This is a genomic window from Gluconobacter japonicus, assembly GCF_002723975.1.
In the GTDB taxonomy this organism is placed as follows: domain Bacteria; phylum Pseudomonadota; class Alphaproteobacteria; order Acetobacterales; family Acetobacteraceae; genus Gluconobacter; species Gluconobacter japonicus.
The window spans coordinates 135,904-153,450 of record NZ_BEWO01000007.1; the positions used below are offsets into that span (position 1 = coordinate 135,904).

16 protein-coding genes are annotated in these 17,547 nt (G+C 56.1%); 10 read left to right on the forward strand and 6 right to left on the reverse strand.

What is annotated here, in order from left to right:
- Positions 1–76 precede the first annotated feature (76 nt).
- The 3 genes from GJA01_RS06935 to GJA01_RS06945 are packed head-to-tail and all read left to right on the forward strand — an operon-like array spanning position 77 to position 4,496.
- Positions 77–1,696 (forward strand): lysine--tRNA ligase, encoded by a 1,620-nt coding sequence (locus tag GJA01_RS06935; RefSeq protein WP_062503154.1) that lies wholly within the window; start codon positions 77–79, stop codon positions 1,694–1,696.
- Positions 1,697–1,701: 5 nt separating this feature from the next.
- Entirely contained in the window at positions 1,702–3,801 is a 2,100-nt protein-coding gene (locus GJA01_RS06940; RefSeq protein ID WP_062503152.1) for a lysylphosphatidylglycerol synthase domain-containing protein, read from the forward strand.
- Positions 3,798–4,496 carry a MarC family protein gene (locus GJA01_RS06945; protein ID WP_010502831.1) on the forward strand — a complete coding sequence of 233 codons (699 nt, stop codon included), beginning with the start codon at positions 3,798–3,800 and terminating at the stop codon, positions 4,494–4,496. Before GJA01_RS06940 ends, GJA01_RS06945 begins: the two co-directional genes overlap by 4 nt.
- Here the strand turns inward: GJA01_RS06945 and GJA01_RS06950 are convergent.
- On the reverse strand, positions 4,423–5,094 hold the full coding sequence (locus GJA01_RS06950) for a uracil-DNA glycosylase family protein (protein WP_082785241.1): 672 nt from the start codon (positions 5,092–5,094) through the stop codon (positions 4,423–4,425). The genes GJA01_RS06945 and GJA01_RS06950 overlap by 74 nt on opposite strands.
- Complete coding sequence (gene thpR / locus GJA01_RS06955) at positions 5,091–5,654, reverse strand: RNA 2',3'-cyclic phosphodiesterase (protein ID WP_062503150.1); 564 nt, start codon at positions 5,652–5,654, stop codon at positions 5,091–5,093. Before thpR ends, GJA01_RS06950 begins: the two co-directional genes overlap by 4 nt.
- A 149-nt stretch (positions 5,655–5,803) precedes the next feature.
- Between thpR and GJA01_RS06960 the strand changes: the two genes are divergently transcribed.
- The 5 genes from GJA01_RS06960 (at position 5,804) to cyoD (ending at position 10,922) form a co-directional block, all read left to right on the forward strand.
- Positions 5,804–6,574: a Bax inhibitor-1/YccA family protein gene (locus tag GJA01_RS06960; protein ID WP_062503148.1), complete on the forward strand. Its 771-nt coding sequence runs from the start codon at positions 5,804–5,806 to the stop codon at positions 6,572–6,574.
- 448 nt (positions 6,575–7,022) lie between these two features.
- Entirely contained in the window at positions 7,023–7,961 is a 939-nt protein-coding gene (cyoA, locus tag GJA01_RS06965; RefSeq protein WP_039792271.1) for a ubiquinol oxidase subunit II, read from the forward strand.
- A gap of 7 nt (positions 7,962–7,968) precedes the next feature.
- Positions 7,969–9,957, forward strand: a complete 1,989-nt coding sequence (cyoB, locus tag GJA01_RS06970) for a cytochrome o ubiquinol oxidase subunit I (RefSeq protein WP_062503146.1) — start codon at positions 7,969–7,971, stop codon at positions 9,955–9,957.
- Between the two features lie 15 nt (positions 9,958–9,972).
- Positions 9,973–10,593: a cytochrome o ubiquinol oxidase subunit III gene (gene cyoC / locus GJA01_RS06975; protein ID WP_010502844.1), complete on the forward strand. Its 621-nt coding sequence runs from the start codon at positions 9,973–9,975 to the stop codon at positions 10,591–10,593.
- Positions 10,593–10,922: a cytochrome o ubiquinol oxidase subunit IV gene (gene cyoD, locus GJA01_RS06980; protein ID WP_010502846.1), complete on the forward strand. Its 330-nt coding sequence runs from the start codon at positions 10,593–10,595 to the stop codon at positions 10,920–10,922. Before cyoC ends, cyoD begins: the two co-directional genes overlap by 1 nt.
- Before the next feature lie 203 nt (positions 10,923–11,125).
- Here cyoD and fdxA read toward each other — a convergent pair whose 3' ends face one another.
- The 3 genes from fdxA to GJA01_RS06995 form a co-directional block, all read right to left on the reverse strand.
- Entirely contained in the window at positions 11,126–11,458 is a 333-nt protein-coding gene (fdxA, locus tag GJA01_RS06985; protein WP_010502849.1) for a ferredoxin FdxA, read from the reverse strand.
- A gap of 78 nt (positions 11,459–11,536) precedes the next feature.
- Positions 11,537–11,833, reverse strand: coding sequence for an RNA-binding S4 domain-containing protein (locus tag GJA01_RS06990; protein ID WP_062503168.1), 297 nt, complete (start codon positions 11,831–11,833; stop codon positions 11,537–11,539).
- An 8-nt stretch (positions 11,834–11,841) separates the two neighbouring features.
- Positions 11,842–14,445: a helicase-related protein gene (locus GJA01_RS06995; protein ID WP_062503144.1), complete on the reverse strand. Its 2,604-nt coding sequence runs from the start codon at positions 14,443–14,445 to the stop codon at positions 11,842–11,844.
- An 18-nt stretch (positions 14,446–14,463) separates the two neighbouring features.
- Here GJA01_RS06995 and GJA01_RS07000 point away from each other — a divergent pair, with 18 nt between their 5' ends.
- Positions 14,464–15,855: a M17 family metallopeptidase gene (locus GJA01_RS07000; RefSeq protein WP_062503143.1), complete on the forward strand. Its 1,392-nt coding sequence runs from the start codon at positions 14,464–14,466 to the stop codon at positions 15,853–15,855.
- Between the two features lie 309 nt (positions 15,856–16,164).
- Positions 16,165–16,563 carry a MarR family transcriptional regulator gene (locus tag GJA01_RS07005; protein WP_010502853.1) on the forward strand — a complete coding sequence of 133 codons (399 nt, stop codon included), beginning with the start codon at positions 16,165–16,167 and terminating at the stop codon, positions 16,561–16,563.
- Here the strand turns inward: GJA01_RS07005 and GJA01_RS07010 are convergent, their stop codons facing one another.
- A complete protein-coding gene (locus GJA01_RS07010) occupies positions 16,564–17,529 on the reverse strand; it encodes an MraY family glycosyltransferase (RefSeq protein WP_010502854.1) in 966 nt (321 codons plus the stop codon).
- Positions 17,530–17,547 lie beyond the last annotated feature (18 nt).

Sequence of the window (17,547 nt, forward strand, 5' to 3'; positions counted from 1 at the left end):
AGTCGTGTCGAGAAACTCTGCTTCTGCTCGTATTGCTTGACCCGGGATACGTGTCTGCCTACTTTTTCCGGTAATCATGCACAATTCCAGTTCACAAACCTTTCCGTCCCTCGCACCGGATGCGCCTCTGCCCAAAGCATGGCCATTCGAAGAAGCGAAAAAAATCGCCGCGCATGTGGGTGAGCGCGATCCGAAAATTCCGGCTCTGCTTGAAACAGGGTATGGGCCATCCGGGCTGCCGCATATCGGCACGTTCGGCGAAGTCGCTCGGACAACGTGGGTTCGGCAGGCTTTTGAAGCTCTGACTGGCCGTCCGACCCGTCTTCTGGCGTTTTCGGATGACATGGATGCCCTGCGCAAGGTGCCGACAAACGTGCCTCAGCAGGAGATGCTTGCGAAGTATCTTGGCCTGCCGCTGACCCGTATTCCGGATCCGTTCGGTGAATACGAAAGCTTTGCCGCCCATAATAACGCCCGTCTGCGCCAGTTTCTCGACAGCTTCGGCTTTGACTACGAATTTGCTTCCGCGACCGATTATTATACCGGTGGCACATTCGATGCTGCGCTTCGTCGTATGCTTGAAGTGCATGATGAAGTCGTCGCGACCATTATTCCGACGCTTGGGCCTGAGCGCCGTGCAACATATTCCCCGGTTCTGCCGATCCACCCTGAAACTGGGCAGGTGATGCAGGTTCCGATCATCAAGGTTGATCCGGATGCCGGGACGGTTGTCTGGAAAGACGACGCTGGGAAGACGTTTGAAACGTCTGTTCTGGGTGGTCATGCCAAGATGCAGTGGAAGGCCGACTGGGCCATGCGCTGGTATGCTCTGGGTGTCGACTACGAAATGTCCGGCAAGGATTTGATCGACAGTGTGAAACTGTCCTCGAAGATCTGCCGTATTCTGGGCAAGGAGCCGCCTGCCGGGCTGACCTACGAGTTGTTCCTTGATGCCCAGGGACAGAAGATCAGCAAGTCCAAGGGGAATGGTCTGTCTGTCGAGGAATGGCTGCGTTATGGCACGCCGGAAAGCCTTGCGCAGTACATGTTCCAGCAGCCTGCTCGCGCAAAACGTCTGTTTTTTGACGTGATTCCGCGCGCGACGGATGACTATCTGACACTGGTTCAGAAAGCTGAAACGCAGGAACCAGTGGATCTGATGGCTAATCCGGTCTGGTTCATTCACGGTGGAACAGTACGACAGGAAGAGACCAGTCCCGTATCTTATACGGCACTTCTCAACCTTGCGAACGTCGCAAATGCGGACAATCCAGAAACACTCTGGAAGTTCCTCCGCCGCTATGACGAGACGCTGTCTCCAGAAACGCATCCGTATGTGGACAAGCTGGTTCGTTGCGCTCTGACCTATTTCCAGGAGCAGGTTTACCCGAACAAGACCTATCGCGATCCGTCTGAGAGAGAGCGCAAGGGTCTTGAGGATCTGGCAACAGAACTGGAAAAACTTCCGGCTCAGACACCGCCGCTTGAAGTGCAGGATGTGGTTTTCGAAGTGGGCAAGCGCTACTTTGAGAAGTCTGAATTGCGCTCATGGTTTGGATGCCTCTACGAGGTTCTGTTGGGGCAGAGCGAGGGGCCACGCTTCGGAATTTTTGCATCGCTCTTCGGTTTGCCGGAGACAGTTGCCCTGATCCGGGGCGCGCTGGCCCGTCCGGTAACCGGGGCCATTCAGGCCTGACGCCGATGTGCCCTCACAGGGAAGACGACTGGCAGGATGACGCTCTCGCTCTCGAAGAAGAGGGTGAGAGCGGATGCGTTAAAAGCCGCTGGCAACTTCTGCTGACGCGTGCCCCCGCTGTTGTCGGGCTCGTGCTTCTGGTGGCGGCTGTCGTGGTGATCTGGCGTGAACTGCGTCATCTCTCCCTGCATGACATTCTCAGAAGTTTGGGGGATATTCCCTCAGGCGCTTTGATCGCGGGGGCAGGTGCGACAGTTCTGTCGTATTTCATCCTGTCGTTTTACGACCGGCTGGCCTGTCTGCATGTGCGTGCGAAGGTGTCTTTCCAGCGCTCTGCCTTTGCTGCGTTCTGTTCTTATGTCCTGTCTCACAATCTTGGATGTGCTGCGATTTCCGGCGCAGCTGTCAGGTTCAGGCTTTATCGCAGCTGGGGGGTCGCGCCGGGCGATATTGCTCAGATTATTGCGTTCTGTTCGGCAACGTATCTGCTCGGAACCATGGCTCTGGTCGGAGGTATTCTGACCTTGGAGCCACATGCGATTCCTGTACTGTCTCATCTGCCGTCCTTTCTTTTGAGACTTGCGGGACTAGGGCTATGGGGCGTCTTGGCTGCGTATGTCGTGCTGTCCCGTGTGCGTCGTCATGTCAGGATCTGGCGCTACACGATTGAAATTCCACGGACTGGTATTGCGATTTCCCAGATTGCTGTCAGTGCCGCCGATATGGCGGCAACAGCCTTGATTGCATATGGCGTTCTGCCTCCACTACCACCGGAAGCGCATTTTGGTTTTGGTACATTCCTGGCCATTTATATTGCGTCTTACACGGCTGGCTTGATTGCCAGTGTGCCCGGTGGGTTAGGCGTTTTCGACAGTGCCATGTTGCTGGCGCTGCGCCCTTACCTTCCGGTTCCGGAAATCATGAGCGCCATTCTGGTGTTCCGTCTTTTTTATTACATCATTCCGCTTGTTCTGGCGGGCTTGATGTTTGCAGGACATGAATTGTTTCTGCGTGGCGAACAGGCCCTTATGTCGGCCGGGCAGGCGCCACGTCGTATCCGGCCGAGCCAGGTGGTGCGGGAGTCTGAAGCGGATTTCTCTGTCACTGTTGCGACAAGCGTTCAGGCTGTCGCAGGTATTCTTCTGGTTCTCTATGCTCTGGCAGCTGAATTGCCGGCCCTGCGCACCTCATTGGGCGCTGCAGTGTCCCAGATTGCGGATCTTTTTCTGACTGTCAGCGGTGTGGCTTTGGTCGGTTTGGCGCTGGGACTGTCTCAGCGCGTGGCACTGGCATGGAAAGTGTCGCTTGGTGTTTTGGGGGCGTCCGTTGTTCTGCTGGTGCTGCGCCATGCACCATGGGAGGCACCGGTTGCACTTGGGCTGGTAATGCTGCTGATCGCGCCGTTTCGGAACTGCTATTATCGTCGCGCGCAGATCCTGGTCGCGCCTTTGACGCCCGCCATGCTGGCCCCGGTGTCGCTTTGGGCACTGGGCTTGCTGGGTGTGGGATGGGTAGCGTTGCAACGTCATCTCGGTCCTATCTGGTGGCGTTCAATGATTTACGACGCACACACAGCGATCGGACGCTGGTTTCTAGCCATTTCTGCGCTGTGTGGGCTTTTCGCGCTCTGGTTTGGAATGCGCCGGACGCGCATCCGCTTTGAGGCGTGGAACTCAGAAAATGAGCAGCGTTATCGCAGCCTTCCGCATGCGTTGCAGGAGCTGGGGCGTCGTCGGCCCAGTGGTCTGCTGCATGATGAGGCCGGACGTGCGGCTATTCCGTTCCTGCGTACGGGCCAGTTTATCATTGGTCTGGGCGATCCGGCTGGTTCGGAGCGGAACTGTATTGCTGCGATCTGGCGATTGCGGGATCTTGCTCTTCAGGAGGGACGTAAACTTGCGTTTGTCCGTGTTGGTCAGTCTCTCATGGCCGTCTATAATGATCTTGGATTGACAGTTTGCCCGGATGGGAAGGCTGGAACCATCTGCTGTTTTTCTGAGGATTATCGCATGATCCGGGCGTTTCTGAGTGGAGAAGAACGGCAGGCTCGCAAGAAGCGGTCGGCAGGACGTCCTGAAGCGGCTTCAGGCACCGTAAGTTCATGAGCCTGCCGCCAAGTCTGGGTAATGCGGTCAACAGTTGGTTGATTGCTTTTCCGGCACTGTTCTCGATCATCAATCCGCTTGGCGCCTCTTTGATTTTTGCTCAGGCCACACAAGGTCGGACGCGGAAAGAAGTCATCGAGCTAGCGCGGCTTGTGGCTCTTAACTCGCTTGCGATCCTTCTTGTCTCCATCTGGTTCGGAAGCTGGATTCTCAGCTTTTTCGGCATCAGCATGAACGCGCTGCGGATAACGGGTGGGCTGGTGGTGGCCTCTCGTGCCTGGGTCATGTTGCAGCAGCCGGAAACAAGTGAGGCCCGTAAAGAGAAGCAGGCTTTGCAGGGTGGCCGGACTGTCGCTGCGCCTGATTTGAAAGAGCGTGCGTTCTTCCCGTTGGCCATGCCCTTTACGGTGGGGCCGGGAAGTATTTCAGTCGCGATTGCCCTGAGTTCGTCCTGCCCGCCGCATATGCCGGTGCCGGATTATTTTATGGGTGTCTCTGCGGCCGCAACAGCTATGGGCATTGTTGTCGCCGTAGCTTACGCCTACGCGGAACGCATTGTTTCCATGCTAGGCGTGACAGGCGCGCGGATTGTCAGCCGTCTGGCGGCGCTTATCCTTCTGGCTATCGGCATCCAGATCCTGATTTCCGGTGTCCAGGGTTTTCTGGTCGATACCCTACGGCTTGCTCATCACTGAGAGCCAAAATGGTCTGCACCTTTTCGCGAAGGGCAGGAATGACCTCTTCCTGAAACCAGGGTGCTTTCTTTTCCCATACCCCTGTTCTCCATGAGGGATGGGGCAGGGGAAAGTAATTGTTGGGTAGATAATCCCGAAAATTCCTGACCCGTTCTGTGACCGAGCCTTTTCCTAAAACATGATGTTGTGAGTAGCTGCCGACCAAAAGGGTAAGTTGCAAAGCTGGCATTAGGGAGAGGACCCGATTTCGCCAGATTGGCGCACATTCCGGGCGTGGCGGGCAATCCCCGCCTTTGGGGAGGCGTCCGGGGTAGCAAAGGCCCATTGGGAGAATGGCAACGTCCCGTGTGTCGTAAAAGACATCTTCCGTCAGGCCAAGCCACTGTCTCAGCCGAACGCCTGACGGGTCCATGAAAGACGTATTCTTGAAATGGGCCTTCGTCCCCGGCGCCTGACTGGCGATCAGCAGTCGCGATGTTGCAGAGACATGGATAAGAGGTCTCGCGCCGAGCGGAAGATGATTTTCGCAGATGCGGCAGGCACGGACCTCCTGAACCAGAGCAGTCAATCGGTCTTGTGTAGTGGGATTGGAAATCATTCATCCTCAGGAAGAAGTGGCATGTCGGGGTGCCAGGCATATTCGGCGCGGGCAACATAGACATGCTGATCGTACCCACGCAGACTTTCAAAAAGTGTAACGTGGTGAACGGGCATTGGCTCACTTCTGAAAAGATTATGTCTTTGAACCCATCGAGCCGCATCGGCACGTTGTGTCGTCGCGAGGTGGCCGAGGGTTATGTGAGGTTGAAAGCGTCGCTTGGCCGGCGGGCAGCCTGCCTTGCGAAGAACGCTTTCAACCTGCGTCTGAAGTGTATTTAGAGCTTCAGATCGTTCGATACCGATGACCAGGCTGTCAGCCGTCATTCCTTCCCGGAGATCTGCTCCTTGAAATGAGACGTCAAACGGTTTCCAGGCCAGCCTGGAAAGGGCGAGATCAATCTCGTCCATGACATAGCGATCTGTAATTTCGCCGATAAAGCGCAAGGTTAAATGATAGTTCTCGGACGGAACCCACTGCACACCAGGCAATGATCCTCTGAGAAGAGCGAGCGCTTCGCGCTGGGCGGGGGAGAGGTCGAGTGCGACAAAAAGTCTCAAGAGGCTCGTTTCCCGGACAAATAGAACACAGATATGAAGGGTCTTCTTGACCGTGCAGTGAAAAGCCCCACATTCAGGGAAAGTACGGGCGAGCTTGCAAGGTTCGTCAAGCGCCCTTTTTGAAAGGGCCTTTTACTGGAAAAGGTATCATGGCTTTCAATTCCAATTTCGGCAGGGTCGGTACGCAGGCAGGGGTCGGCAATCTTGATGCCGGTCTTCGTTCCTATATGTGCCGCGTCTTCAACTGGATGGCGATCGGCCTCGTCGTAACGGGGCTTGTTGCTTATGGCGTCGCAGAAACATCTTTGCGGGCGCTTTTCTTCCATCTGGCAGAAACGCCTAATGGCGCATTCGTTCTGCGGCCGACCTTTCTTGGTGGTGTCGCAATTTTTGCCCCCCTGGCTTTCGTGATGGTGCTGTCCTTCGGGATCAATCGCCTTTCACGGTCTGCTGTTCAGGCGATCTTCCTGCTGTTCAGCGCAGCGATGGGCGCAAGCATGTCCAGCCTGCTGTTGAGCTATACGGGCGTTTCGGTGGCCAGAACGTTCTTTATCAGTGCTGTCATGTTCGGCGGAATGGCGCTGTGGGGATACACGACAGGAGCGAACCTTCTTCGACTCGGTTCCTTCCTGTTCATGGGCCTGATTGGCATCATGATTGCGATGGTTGTGAACATCTTCCTGCATAGCGCACCGCTGGCTATGCTTGTTTCTCTAATCGGTGTGGCTCTTTTTACTGGCCTCGCAGCCTATGATACGCAGCGCATCAAGATTAACTACCAGCAATATATGTCTTTTGCGTCGCAGGATGATATTGGAAAGCTTAGTATTTACGATGCGCTTTCCATGTATCTCAATTTCGTGAACCTGTTTCAGTTTCTTATTCAGTTCACAGGCGTCCGTTCCAGTAATAGCGACTGATATTACCTTTCAACTATTTTTGATGTTTCTGGGGGAGTGGCAGTCAATGTCGCTCCCTTTCTTGTTTTTGGACTAAAAAGGTCTTGAATTATTTTCGACTTATTCGAATTGGTTTACATTAAAAAACTGTAATTTTCAGACTTAATAAAAGTCGTAATTAGATCAAATGTGGCGAAAAACAGCCATTTATAGGGTTGCCGGGGATATGCCCTATTCCTCACGAAATCCGTGATAAGCCTTGTCTTCCGGTCGATTCAGGCAGAAAAAACCTGAGGAACCGGGACAGTCGTGTCCCATGCTGAATGAATTTCAGGATCGGATCTTTGATCCGGTTCCTGACGTCAGGATACGAACGAGAAAGGCAGCAGACTATGGCAGCGTTCGGCAGCTCTGATGCGGCCCTTATCGTGTCAAACCGTTTCCCGGCGAATACTCCATGCCGGAACGGATGATGAAAGCAGGACCGATGAAAAAACTCTGGCGATATCTCCCAGCGTTGCCGGCGCTGATGCTATCGGGTTGCACGGTTGATCTGCTTCAGCCGCGCGGTCCGATTGCAGAAATGAACCGCGACGTCATGGTGGCTGAATTTGCCATCATGATGGCGATTGTGGTTCCGACCTGTATCGCAACGCTTTACTTTGCTTGGAAGTATCGTGCTTCCAATACCCAGGCCGAATATCTGCCGACCTGGGATCACTCAACGAAAATCGAATGGTTTGTGTGGGGTATTCCGACCCTGATCATCGTCGCTCTCGGCGCAATCAGCTGGTACAGCACCCACGCCTACGACCCGTACCGCCCCCTTCAGACGGCTGACAACGTCAAGCCACTGAATGTTCAGGTGGTCTCTCTCGACTGGAAATGGCTGTTCATCTATCCGGATCTGGGGATCGCGACGATCAACCAGCTGGATGTTCCGACGAATACGCCGCTGAACTTCCAGATCACTTCTGACACTGTCATGACGTCGTTCTTCATCCCGCGTCTGGGATCGATGATCTACTCCATGCCGGGTCAGCAGACGCAGCTGCATCTTCTTGCAGCTGAGTCCGGTGATTATCTGGGTGAAGCCTCCCAGTTCAGTGGTCGCGGTTTCTCTGACATGAAGTTCCGTACCCTTGCCATGGCACCTGAAGAATTCAGCGCCTGGGTTGAGAAGGTGAAGAGCGGCAGCGAAAACCTCGATGACACGACCTATCCGAAATATGCCGCCCCGCAGGAAGCTGCGCCGGTGCAGTATTTCGCGCATGTCCAGCCAGACCTCTTCGACGGCATCGTCGCCAAGTACAACAATGGCATGATGGTTGAGAAGACGACGGGCAAGGTCATGCATATGCAGTCCGCTTCCAGCGCTGCACCGTCCGACACTGGCATGAAGGAATAACCGACAGATGCTCGGAAAACTCTCCCTTTCAGCCATACCCTTTGATGTGCCGATCCTGGTCGGTACATTTCTGGCTGTGGCTGTCATCGGCCTTGCCGTGCTGGGTGCCGTTACTTATTTCGGTAAGTGGGGTTACCTATGGCGCGAATGGTTGACGACAGTCGATCACAAGCGTCTTGCCGTGATGTATATCATCCTGGCAATTGTCATGCTGTTCCGTGGTTTCGCGGACGCCATCATGATGCGTACCCAGCTTGCGCTGGCCTATGCCGGTAACCCCGGTTACCTTCCGCCACACCACTACGACCAGATCTTCTCCGCTCACGGCACGATCATGATTTTCTTCATGGCCATGGCGTTCATGACGGGGCTGCTCAACCTGGTGGTGCCTCTCCAGATCGGTGCGCGCGACGTTGCGTTCCCGTTTCTGAACTCGCTCAGCTTCTACATGACGCTGGTCGGCGCCCTTCTGATCAATATCTCGCTGTTCATCGGTGAGTTTGCTCAGTGCGGCTGGCTGGTTTACCCGCCACTGTCCGAAATGCAGTTCAGCCCGGGCGTTGGCGTTGATTACTACATCTGGGCCGTTCAGATCTCCGGTGTTGGTACGCTTCTGACGGGTGTGAACTTCTTCACGACCATCGTGAAGATGCGCGCTCCTGGCATGGGCTGGATGCAGATGCCGGTCTTTACCTGGACTGCGTTCTGCACGACCGTTCTGATCATGGCTTCGTTCCCGGTTCTGACCGTGACGCTGGCTCTGCTCAGCCTCGACCGTTACCTTGGCATGCACTTCTTCACGAACGATGCCGGCGGTAACGTCATGCTGTATCTGAGCATGATCTGGACCTGGGGCCATCCGGAAGTTTACATTCTGGTCATCCCGGCTTTCGGCGTGTTCTCTGAAGTTACCTCAACTTTCTCCCGCAAGCCGCTCTTCGGCTACAACACGATGGTTTACGCTACGTGCTCCATTATGGTGCTGTCGTTCGTCGTGTGGGTGCATCACTTCTTCACCATGGGCGCAGGCGCCAACGTCAATACCTTCTTCGGTATCATGACGATGGTCATTGCAGTCCCGACTGGCGTGAAGATCTTCAACTGGCTGTTCACCATGTATAAGGGGCGTGTTGAATTCACGGCTCCGATGTACTGGACGATCGGCTTCATGATCACCTTCTCCATCGGTGGTATGACAGGTGTCATGCTGGCTATGCCGGCTGCTGACTGGATCCTTCACAACTCCCTGTTCCTGATCGCCCACTTCCATAACGTCATCATCGGCGGTGTGTACTTTGGTTACATTGCAGGTATGGGCTTCTGGTTCCCGAAAGCTTTCGGTTTCAAGCTGAATGAAGCCTGGGGTAAGCGCGCGTTCTGGTGCTGGTTTATTGGCTTCTATCTGGCCTTTGTTCCGCTCTACATCCTCGGCCTCGAGGGCATGACGCGTCGTATGAACCACTATAACAACCCGGACTGGTATCCGTGGATGCTGGTTGCAGAAGCTGGTGCGATCGTGATCGCTCTGGGTATCGTCTGCCAGCTCACGCAGCTTTACGTCTCTATCCGCGATCGTAACCTGCCGGAAAACCTGGATCTGACGGGCGATCCGTGGGGTGGCCGTACGCTGGAGTGGTCCATTTCCTCTCCGCCCCCGGCTTATAACTTCGCAGTGATCCCGGACATCCATGGTCTGGACACGTTCCACACCGAAAAGCAGCTTGGCCGTCGTGCACATAACAAGCCGCTGGCTCCGATCCACATGCCGAAGAATACGGCTGCGGGTGCCATCATCGGTGCATTCTCGTTCATCCTCGGCTTTGGTGCCATCTGGTACATCTGGTGGATGGCAGGTCTTGGCCTGATCGGTATTGCCGTTACGATGATCATGCGCAGTGCAAACCGCGATGTCGATTACTACGTCCCTGTCAGCGAAATCGAGCACAACGAGGAAATTTATTCCCGTCGTATCGCCGCTGCGCAGGCAGCAGAGTAAGGGGGGGCATAGTTAATGGCTCACGAAGCAACCATGTCGCCTTTGGCACACGCTGACGACCACGGTCACGATCATCATCACGAGACGCCGAATGTTTTCGGCTTCTGGCTCTACCTGATGACGGACTGCATTCTGTTCGGTTCGATCTTTGCTGCGTTCGCAGTCCTCCGGAACCAGTTTGCCGGGGGGCCTTCGGGCAAGGAACTGTTCGACCTGACGAATGTGGGGATCGAAACGGCAATCCTGCTGTTCTCGTCCATCACCTATGGCTTTGCCTCGATCAATGCGATGGCAAAGAACAAGACCATGGTGCTGGTCTGGCTGGCCATCACGTTCGTGCTGGGTCTGTCCTTCGTTGGTCTTGAAGTGAGCGAGTTCTCACACATGATCGCTGAAGGTAACGGTCCTGACCGTTCTGCATTCCTTTCCGCGTTCTTTACGCTGGTTGGAACGCACGGTCTGCACGTCACCTGTGGTCTGATCTGGATGGCAGTTCTGATGGTCCAGATGATGGGCCCGCAGGATCTGTCCCAGCGGATGATGGACAAGCTGACCTGCCTCAGCCTGTTCTGGCACTTTCTGGACATCGTCTGGATCTGTGTTTTCTCCTTCGTCTATCTCGCAGGTGTGATGTAATGGCCCAGGCACATACAACCCACGATGGTAGCCACGGCTCCTATCAGTCCTACATCATCGGGTTCGTTCTTGCGGTCGTTCTGACTGTTGCGTCTTTCGCAGCAGTCATGACCCACGCACTTGCTCCCGGGATGGCACTGGCCGCTCTTGGTGTGCTGGCGGTCGTTCAGATCGTTGTGCATCTGGTGTTCTTCCTGCACCTGAACACCAGCCGCGAGCAGAGCTGGAACCTGATGTGCTTCATCTTCGCAGCAGCATCAGTGGTCATCATTATCGGTGGTACGCTGTTCATCATGCATGACACGGCCATCAACATGATGTCCCGCTAAGATCCTTTACGGATCAAAGCTAAAAAAACCGGCAGGAGAAATCCTGCCGGTTTTTTTGTGCCTGCCTGTCTTGTGATGAATCCGCTGTTCAGCCCAAGAACAGGGGGCAGATTTCAGGCGGCTGGTCAGACGTGTCTGAGGGATCTCATAAAAAAAGCCCGGCACAGTGTGCCGGGCTTTGAGCCTTCCGGTGAGAGGAGGGTTCAGTCCTTGTGAGGTGCCTCAGAAAGCATGGCTGCCTTGCCGGGCTTGTCTTTCCATTCTTCCGCATCGGCCGGCTGTTCACCCTTGCGGGTAATGTTCGGCCACTGGGCTGCGAATTTGGAGTTGATCTCAATCCATGGGGTGGCGCGGTTGTCGCTGTCTGGAAAAATTGCTTCAGCCGGGCACTCAGGTTCGCACACGCCGCAGTCAATGCATTCGTCCGGGTTGATGACGAGGAAATTCTCTCCGGCATAGAAGCAGTCTACGGGGCAAACTTCCACGCAGTCCATGAACTTGCACTTGATGCAGTTTTCCGTGACCACATAGCTCATTGGTGTCTCCGATCCTCATTCGGGCCCGGCTGTGTGGCCCATTTTTCAATTGTGCGGGATGATATGCGAAGGATTGGCCTAGGAAGCAAGCTTCTTAGGCTCTTCTTTAATGATCTCGTATAGCAGGGATGCTTCTTTCGCGGGGCCGCGACGTTCCCCAAGGTCCAGAATACGCCAGACCCGCACGTCTTCACCAGGGCTCGCGGGGGGAAGCGTCAGCACATCTCCCACACGAAGTTTGGCATGAGGCTTGCTGGTTGGTTGCCGGTTTACGCGAATACGCCCCTTACTGACGATCGCTGCGCAAAGAGGGCGCGTTTTGGCGAGCCGGGCATAATAGAGCCACTGGTCCAGGCGCTGATAGTCATCACTCATGGGGTAGATCATTCTCTTAAAATAGCGAGAGCGGCAAAAGGACTATCCTGTCGGACAGCAGTCGGTCGGCTGGTGCGTTGACCCGAAGCTTTAGGCCTCCTGCGGCCCGCACGTGTGCGTCGATCGAAAAGGAGCATGAGAGGAGCGGGTGGTCCTGCGTGAGAAGGGCTGGCAGCCGATGGGGGGCGGTGAGCAATCCCGAGAGCCGTCAGAATTCCCGGAACCATGTCTGTTTTTACACCGAACCGTGAGGCCAGACCCGCGGGAGCAGGGTGATCCTGCTTACGGGTCAGATGCTCCAGTTCAGCTACGCTGCGTTCTGCAATATCAAGCCTGATCCCGGTCTGCCCAGCCTGAAGCCAGCCCGGCACGCCTGCGACAAGGTCCCAGGGAAGCGAGACCCTACCGGGAGCAGGAATGGTGAGAGACTCGCCAAGACGAAGCTGGGTCAGAAGCGTCATGAGACCAAGGGGACGAGGACGCAGAAGGGCGGGAAAGAAAATGGCAAAGCGGCCGACTTCTACGCCGATCTTGCGCAGGGACCGTTTGGCTTGTTGTGGCAACATTCTGTCAGGAGGCAGAAGGCTCGTGATGCCGCCGTCTTCATGGAGACGGTGAACGATACCCCTGAGGTCTGGCTGGTTCGTAACGGCCTGTTCTGCCTTGAAGAGAATGGCCATATCCCGCTCGATCATTGTCCGCACATAACGGAGCAGCCTGTTCTCGACCTGATTGCGCTGATTGGTATCCGCAAACTCTCCAGAGAACAGGCGTACGGCCGGTTGTAGGAATGTTTTTCCAGCAATCAGCTTACCGAGCGCGATACCCTCCCAGGAGAGAAGCCCCGTTTCAGTATCCAGAGAAAGGGCACTGTCAGGTGCCTCCTGAAACAGGCGGACCCGGCGGGGGATTTCCTGAAGCAGAGCCTTCCGGCCTGCGCGCATGATAATCTGGTGATCGGGGCCGCCTGTTGTATCGGCTTGCAACGCAAAGCCCCGGATTTTTCCGATGCTGTGGCCTTCAACGATCACATCGCCATCCGTTGTGACGGCAGAAAGAATGTTCCGATCTGTCTCTGCATCAAGGCGGCGAAGCAGGGATGTTGCCCGCCTGTCCACGAAGCGTGCCGTCAGACGCTCGTGAAGGGCGTCGGAGAGAAGGTCTTCCACTTCGCGGGCCCGTTCCTGCCATGTGGCGGAGTGACGGCTCCACTCCGTTCTGGCGGCAACGTAGGAGCAGACGCGCACGCCGGTCAGGCGGTGCATCAGGGTGTCGATGTCCCCGTCAACGCGTGCAAAGCCCTTGATGTGGCCTTCCATCCAGTTGGCCGGGACGGCGCCTTCCTTGAGGATATGCAGGAAAAGGCGCGCGCAGAGTCGGGTGTGACTGTCGTCCCCGAGTTTCCGGAAATCGGGGATCTGGCACACTTCCCAGAGCAGGGATGTGGCGCGACGTCCTTTTGCGACCTCCCGGATCTCGGGATCAAGGACGAGGGATTCGAGAGTTGTAACGTCAGATGCCACCCGGCCTGCGGTCAGGCCACGAAACGGCGGCGCGACGGTCAGGCTGGCGAGGAGGGCGCGCGGGTTGGTGAAATCCAACTCGTGGTTTCGCCAGTAGAGTCTTTGGATCGGATCGAAGCGATGCTGCTCCACGGCTTCGATGGTGGCGGCAGACATGGGTGGGCAGTCCGCCGTGGTGCCAAAGGTGCCGTCCTTCATGCCACGGCCAGCACGCCCGGCGATCTGTGCGATCTCTTGGGGAAATAATGGACGCGGGGAAGTACCGTCGAATTTTGAGAGTTGGGCGAGGGCAACATGGTCCACATCCATGTTCAGCCCCATGCCGATCGCATCGGTGGCGACGAGGTAATCGACTTCCCGGTTTTGGTAGAGTTCGACCTGTGCGTTGCGGGTGCGGGGGCTCAGCTGCCCCATGATGACGGCACATCCGCCCCGGCGGCGGCGAATAACTTCCGCCAGCGCATAAACCTCAGCCATGGAGAACGCGACGATCGCGGAGCGGGGCGGCAGACGTGACAGCTTGGTAGGGCCGGTGCTGACCAGGCTGGACAGGCGCGTCCGCGTGTCGATCTCGATGCCCGGAACCAGCTTCTGAAGAAGGGGGCGAATGGTTTCAGCACCGAGAAAGAGTGTTTCTACCGTGCCGCGGGCGTGCAGGAGTCGGTCCGTGAAGATATGTCCACGGTCCGGGTCGGATGCGAGCTGGATTTCATCGACGGCGACGAACTCGGCCTTTCGGTCCAGCGGCATGGCTTCCACCGTACAGGCGAACCAGCGTGCCCCGGGAGGAACGATTTTCTCCTCCCCGGTAATAAGGGCGACGGACCGCTCTCCCTTGGCTTTCACCAGCCGCTCATAGTTTTCGCGCGCCAGCAGGCGCAGCGGAAAGCCGATGATGCCGGAGGAATGAGCCATCATGCGCGTGAGGGCATAATGCGTCTTGCCGGTATTGGTTGGACCCAGCGCCGCACGGACGCTTGCCGGCATGATATGATGAGCGGAATGGTTACCGCGGTGAGCACCCTTCATGTCTGAATGGTCGGGTGCCTGCGGAACAAAAGCAAGCGTTCGGGCCTTAAGGTTCGACACTTTTCAGGAAAGAGGTTCATGAGTTTCCATATTCAACTCCCTTTCGTATCTGTTTCTGATGCTCCAACACCCCAGACGATCCATCTGGTGCGCTCTCAGGACACGGAAACGGTTGATCGTCTGCTGGGAGAGCATGGTGCTTTTCTGAAGGCGCAAGGCTTTGCGTCCCGTGACGGTGCATTCACGCTGCTGCCGAGTGAGAACGGAGCGGGTGCGGCGTTACTCTGTGTAGATGAGGGACGACTGAATGATCCGACGGCTTTCGCTCTGCTGGGAACAGTTCTCCCCGCCGGTGACTGGCTTGCTGTCCTGCATGGGGTTGAAGGCGGCGTTCAGGAGACCGCGCTCCTAGGGTTCGCGATGGGGGCATATCGCTATCGTGTGGGTCAGGATCAGGACGCTGCGACCCGCATGGTGGTTCCTGATACCGTTGCGACAGCAAGTGCCATTGCGAAGGCCATCTGGTTCGGTCGTGACCTTATCAACACGCCTGCCAATCTTCTTGGTCCTAGAGATCTGGCCCAGTCTGCCTACCGAGCTCTGGACGGGCGAGGCGCTGAAGTGCGCATTGTCGAGGGCGATGATTTGAAGGCGGCTTACCCTTGTCTGGCTGAAGTCGGCGAGGGATCTGAGCGCAAGCCTGCTGTTGTCGTGGCCCGCTGGAAGGCTCGGGAAGGTGCGCCGCGTTTGTCACTGGTTGGGAAAGGCGTCTGCTTTGATACGGGCGGGTATGACTTGAAGCCTGCGGCTGGAATGCTGCGCATGAAAAAGGATATGGGCGGTGCGGCTCTGATGCTGGCTGTCATGTGCGCGGCAATCGACCTGAAGCTCGATATTGATCTGGAGCTTCGACTGGGCTGCGTTGAGAACAGTGTGTCCGGTCATGCCATGCGTCCGGGGGATGTTCTGAAGACGCGCAGTGGAAAGTTTGTGGAGATCGGGAACACAGATGCAGAAGGGCGTCTGGTGTTGTGTGATCTGATAACGGAAGCCTCTGAAAGTGCTCCGGATTACATTGTGGATGCTGCAACCCTGACCGGCGCTGCGCGCGTAGCTCTCGGCCCCGACCTTCCGGCGGTGTTCAGCAACAGTGATGAACTCGCTCAATTACTGCTCGAATCGGGTCTGGATACTGCGGATGCTTTGTGGAGATTGCCACTCTGGCATGGCTATGACGCATGGCTTGATAGTAAAATAGCCGATCTCGGAAATATAACGTCAAAACCAATGGCAGGGGCGATTACGGCCGCTCTCTACCTTCAGCGGTTTGTTCCGGACGGACAAAAGTGGCTCCATATAGACACTTACGCCTGGAATGATGCGAGTTCACCAGGTCGTCCGGAGGGGGGAGAGACCCTCGCGCTTCGTGCGCTTCTTAAAATGATTGCAAGACTGGGCAGGTCTTCGTGAAGTGAACAACCAGACTACGGGACGATCCTTAACGAACCGTAATATGATTGTCTTAAAACTATGGGGTGTAAATCTGCGTCTGATAGGGCATACGGCCTTCCATGTTCGAAAGCTGCTATCCGCAGCATAAATCGTTTTGAAACCCGCATACTTGCGAATGCGTTTCAAAACACCAGATGTAGAAGACCAGAGCTCAAACCCATGCGGGGGTGAGCGATATACACAACCCCGTCGGGTCTGAATGGCTCGACAGTTCTTTTCCCTGTTGCCTGATTGGGTAACAGGGGGGCAGACCGTAAGGAGAGAGAAATGCCTCAGGCTAACAACGACCAGATGCTTCACCTTCTGTGCGACACCGTCGTTTCCATGGTGCGCCGTGACGGTCCGGATCTGTCTGCCCGCCAGCTTGCCGTGTTCCTGACCTGCTATCTGCGTGACGGTGCTCACACCGTTCGTGGCCTGGCAGCGGAACTGAAGGTGTCCAAGCCTGCTATCACACGCGCTCTGGACCGTCTGGGCGAACTCGATCTGGCTCGTCGTAAAGTCGATCCTCTGGACCGTCGCTCCGTGCTGGTTCAGCGCACGCTGAAGGGATCGTCCTTCCTGCGTGAAATGCGCGCCGTCATGGCTGAAGCATCCGGCACGCGCCCTGCACGTGCAGAACGCGCTTCTGCTTCTGTCGAGCGTATCACACGCCGCGCTGGCTAATTACCAGCGATCCTGCACGCGGGCTTTGGCACGCGTGCAGATATATCCTGTCCAGCAAAGCTGGGGCAGAAGAACAAGCAGCACTGTTTCCCAAGGCTGCGTCGCTGCACAGGCCAGCGCTCCCCACAATACAAATCCCCAGTAAATCATTGTGACCAGTGGCATCGGCATCCCGGATCGGACTGCCAGCTGGTAAAGATGACCCCGATGAGCCTGTGCCAGTCGGTCTCCGGCACGAGCGCGGCGGGCTAAAGTGAACAGCACATCCCACAAAACGCCAGAGAGAAGTGCCAGTGTCAGCAGCCCTGCGAGGCGATGAGGCTGCATGGCACCCCAAGCAATAATCAAAGCGCCAGACTGGCTGCCAACGTCCCCCATGAAAATTCGCGCTTTGGGAAAATTGCAGGGAAGAAATGCCAGCAGGCAGATCGCGTATAAAACGAAAATGACTGGCTGAATTCCAGATGCTGCCAGAAACAGCGCGGCTAAGGCCATGACGCCGGATGCCAGACCGTTGATTCCATCAATGAAATTCAGCGCATTTGTTATGAATACCGCGCCGAGAATGAACAGGCCCGTCATGGGAAGTGACGCGCCGCTTCCGAATGCTGCCAATGCTGCCGCAATGAATTGCGCCGCCAGCTTATAACGCGCAGGAAAAGAATAGAGGTCATCCAGCCAGGAAACGGCTGCCAGCAGAATGACGCCACTTGCTAATCCAAAGATAGGTCCTGTGAAAAACGGCTGGTGAGTCAGGTAAAGGGCTGGAGCAAGACAGAGCAGAAAGGCTCCAATGATCCCGATACCGCCGCCTTTGGGAATCGGGCGAGTATGAGAGCTTCGATGGACAGGATGATCCATCACCCCGGCGCGAATCATAAGCGCAATAAGCACCAGGCAGAGAAGCGGGGCCAGGAGGTCGGGGGCCACAACGCCGGAAAGAAGAGATTGTAAAGAAAAGGGCATGGACTGACTTTATGGGAA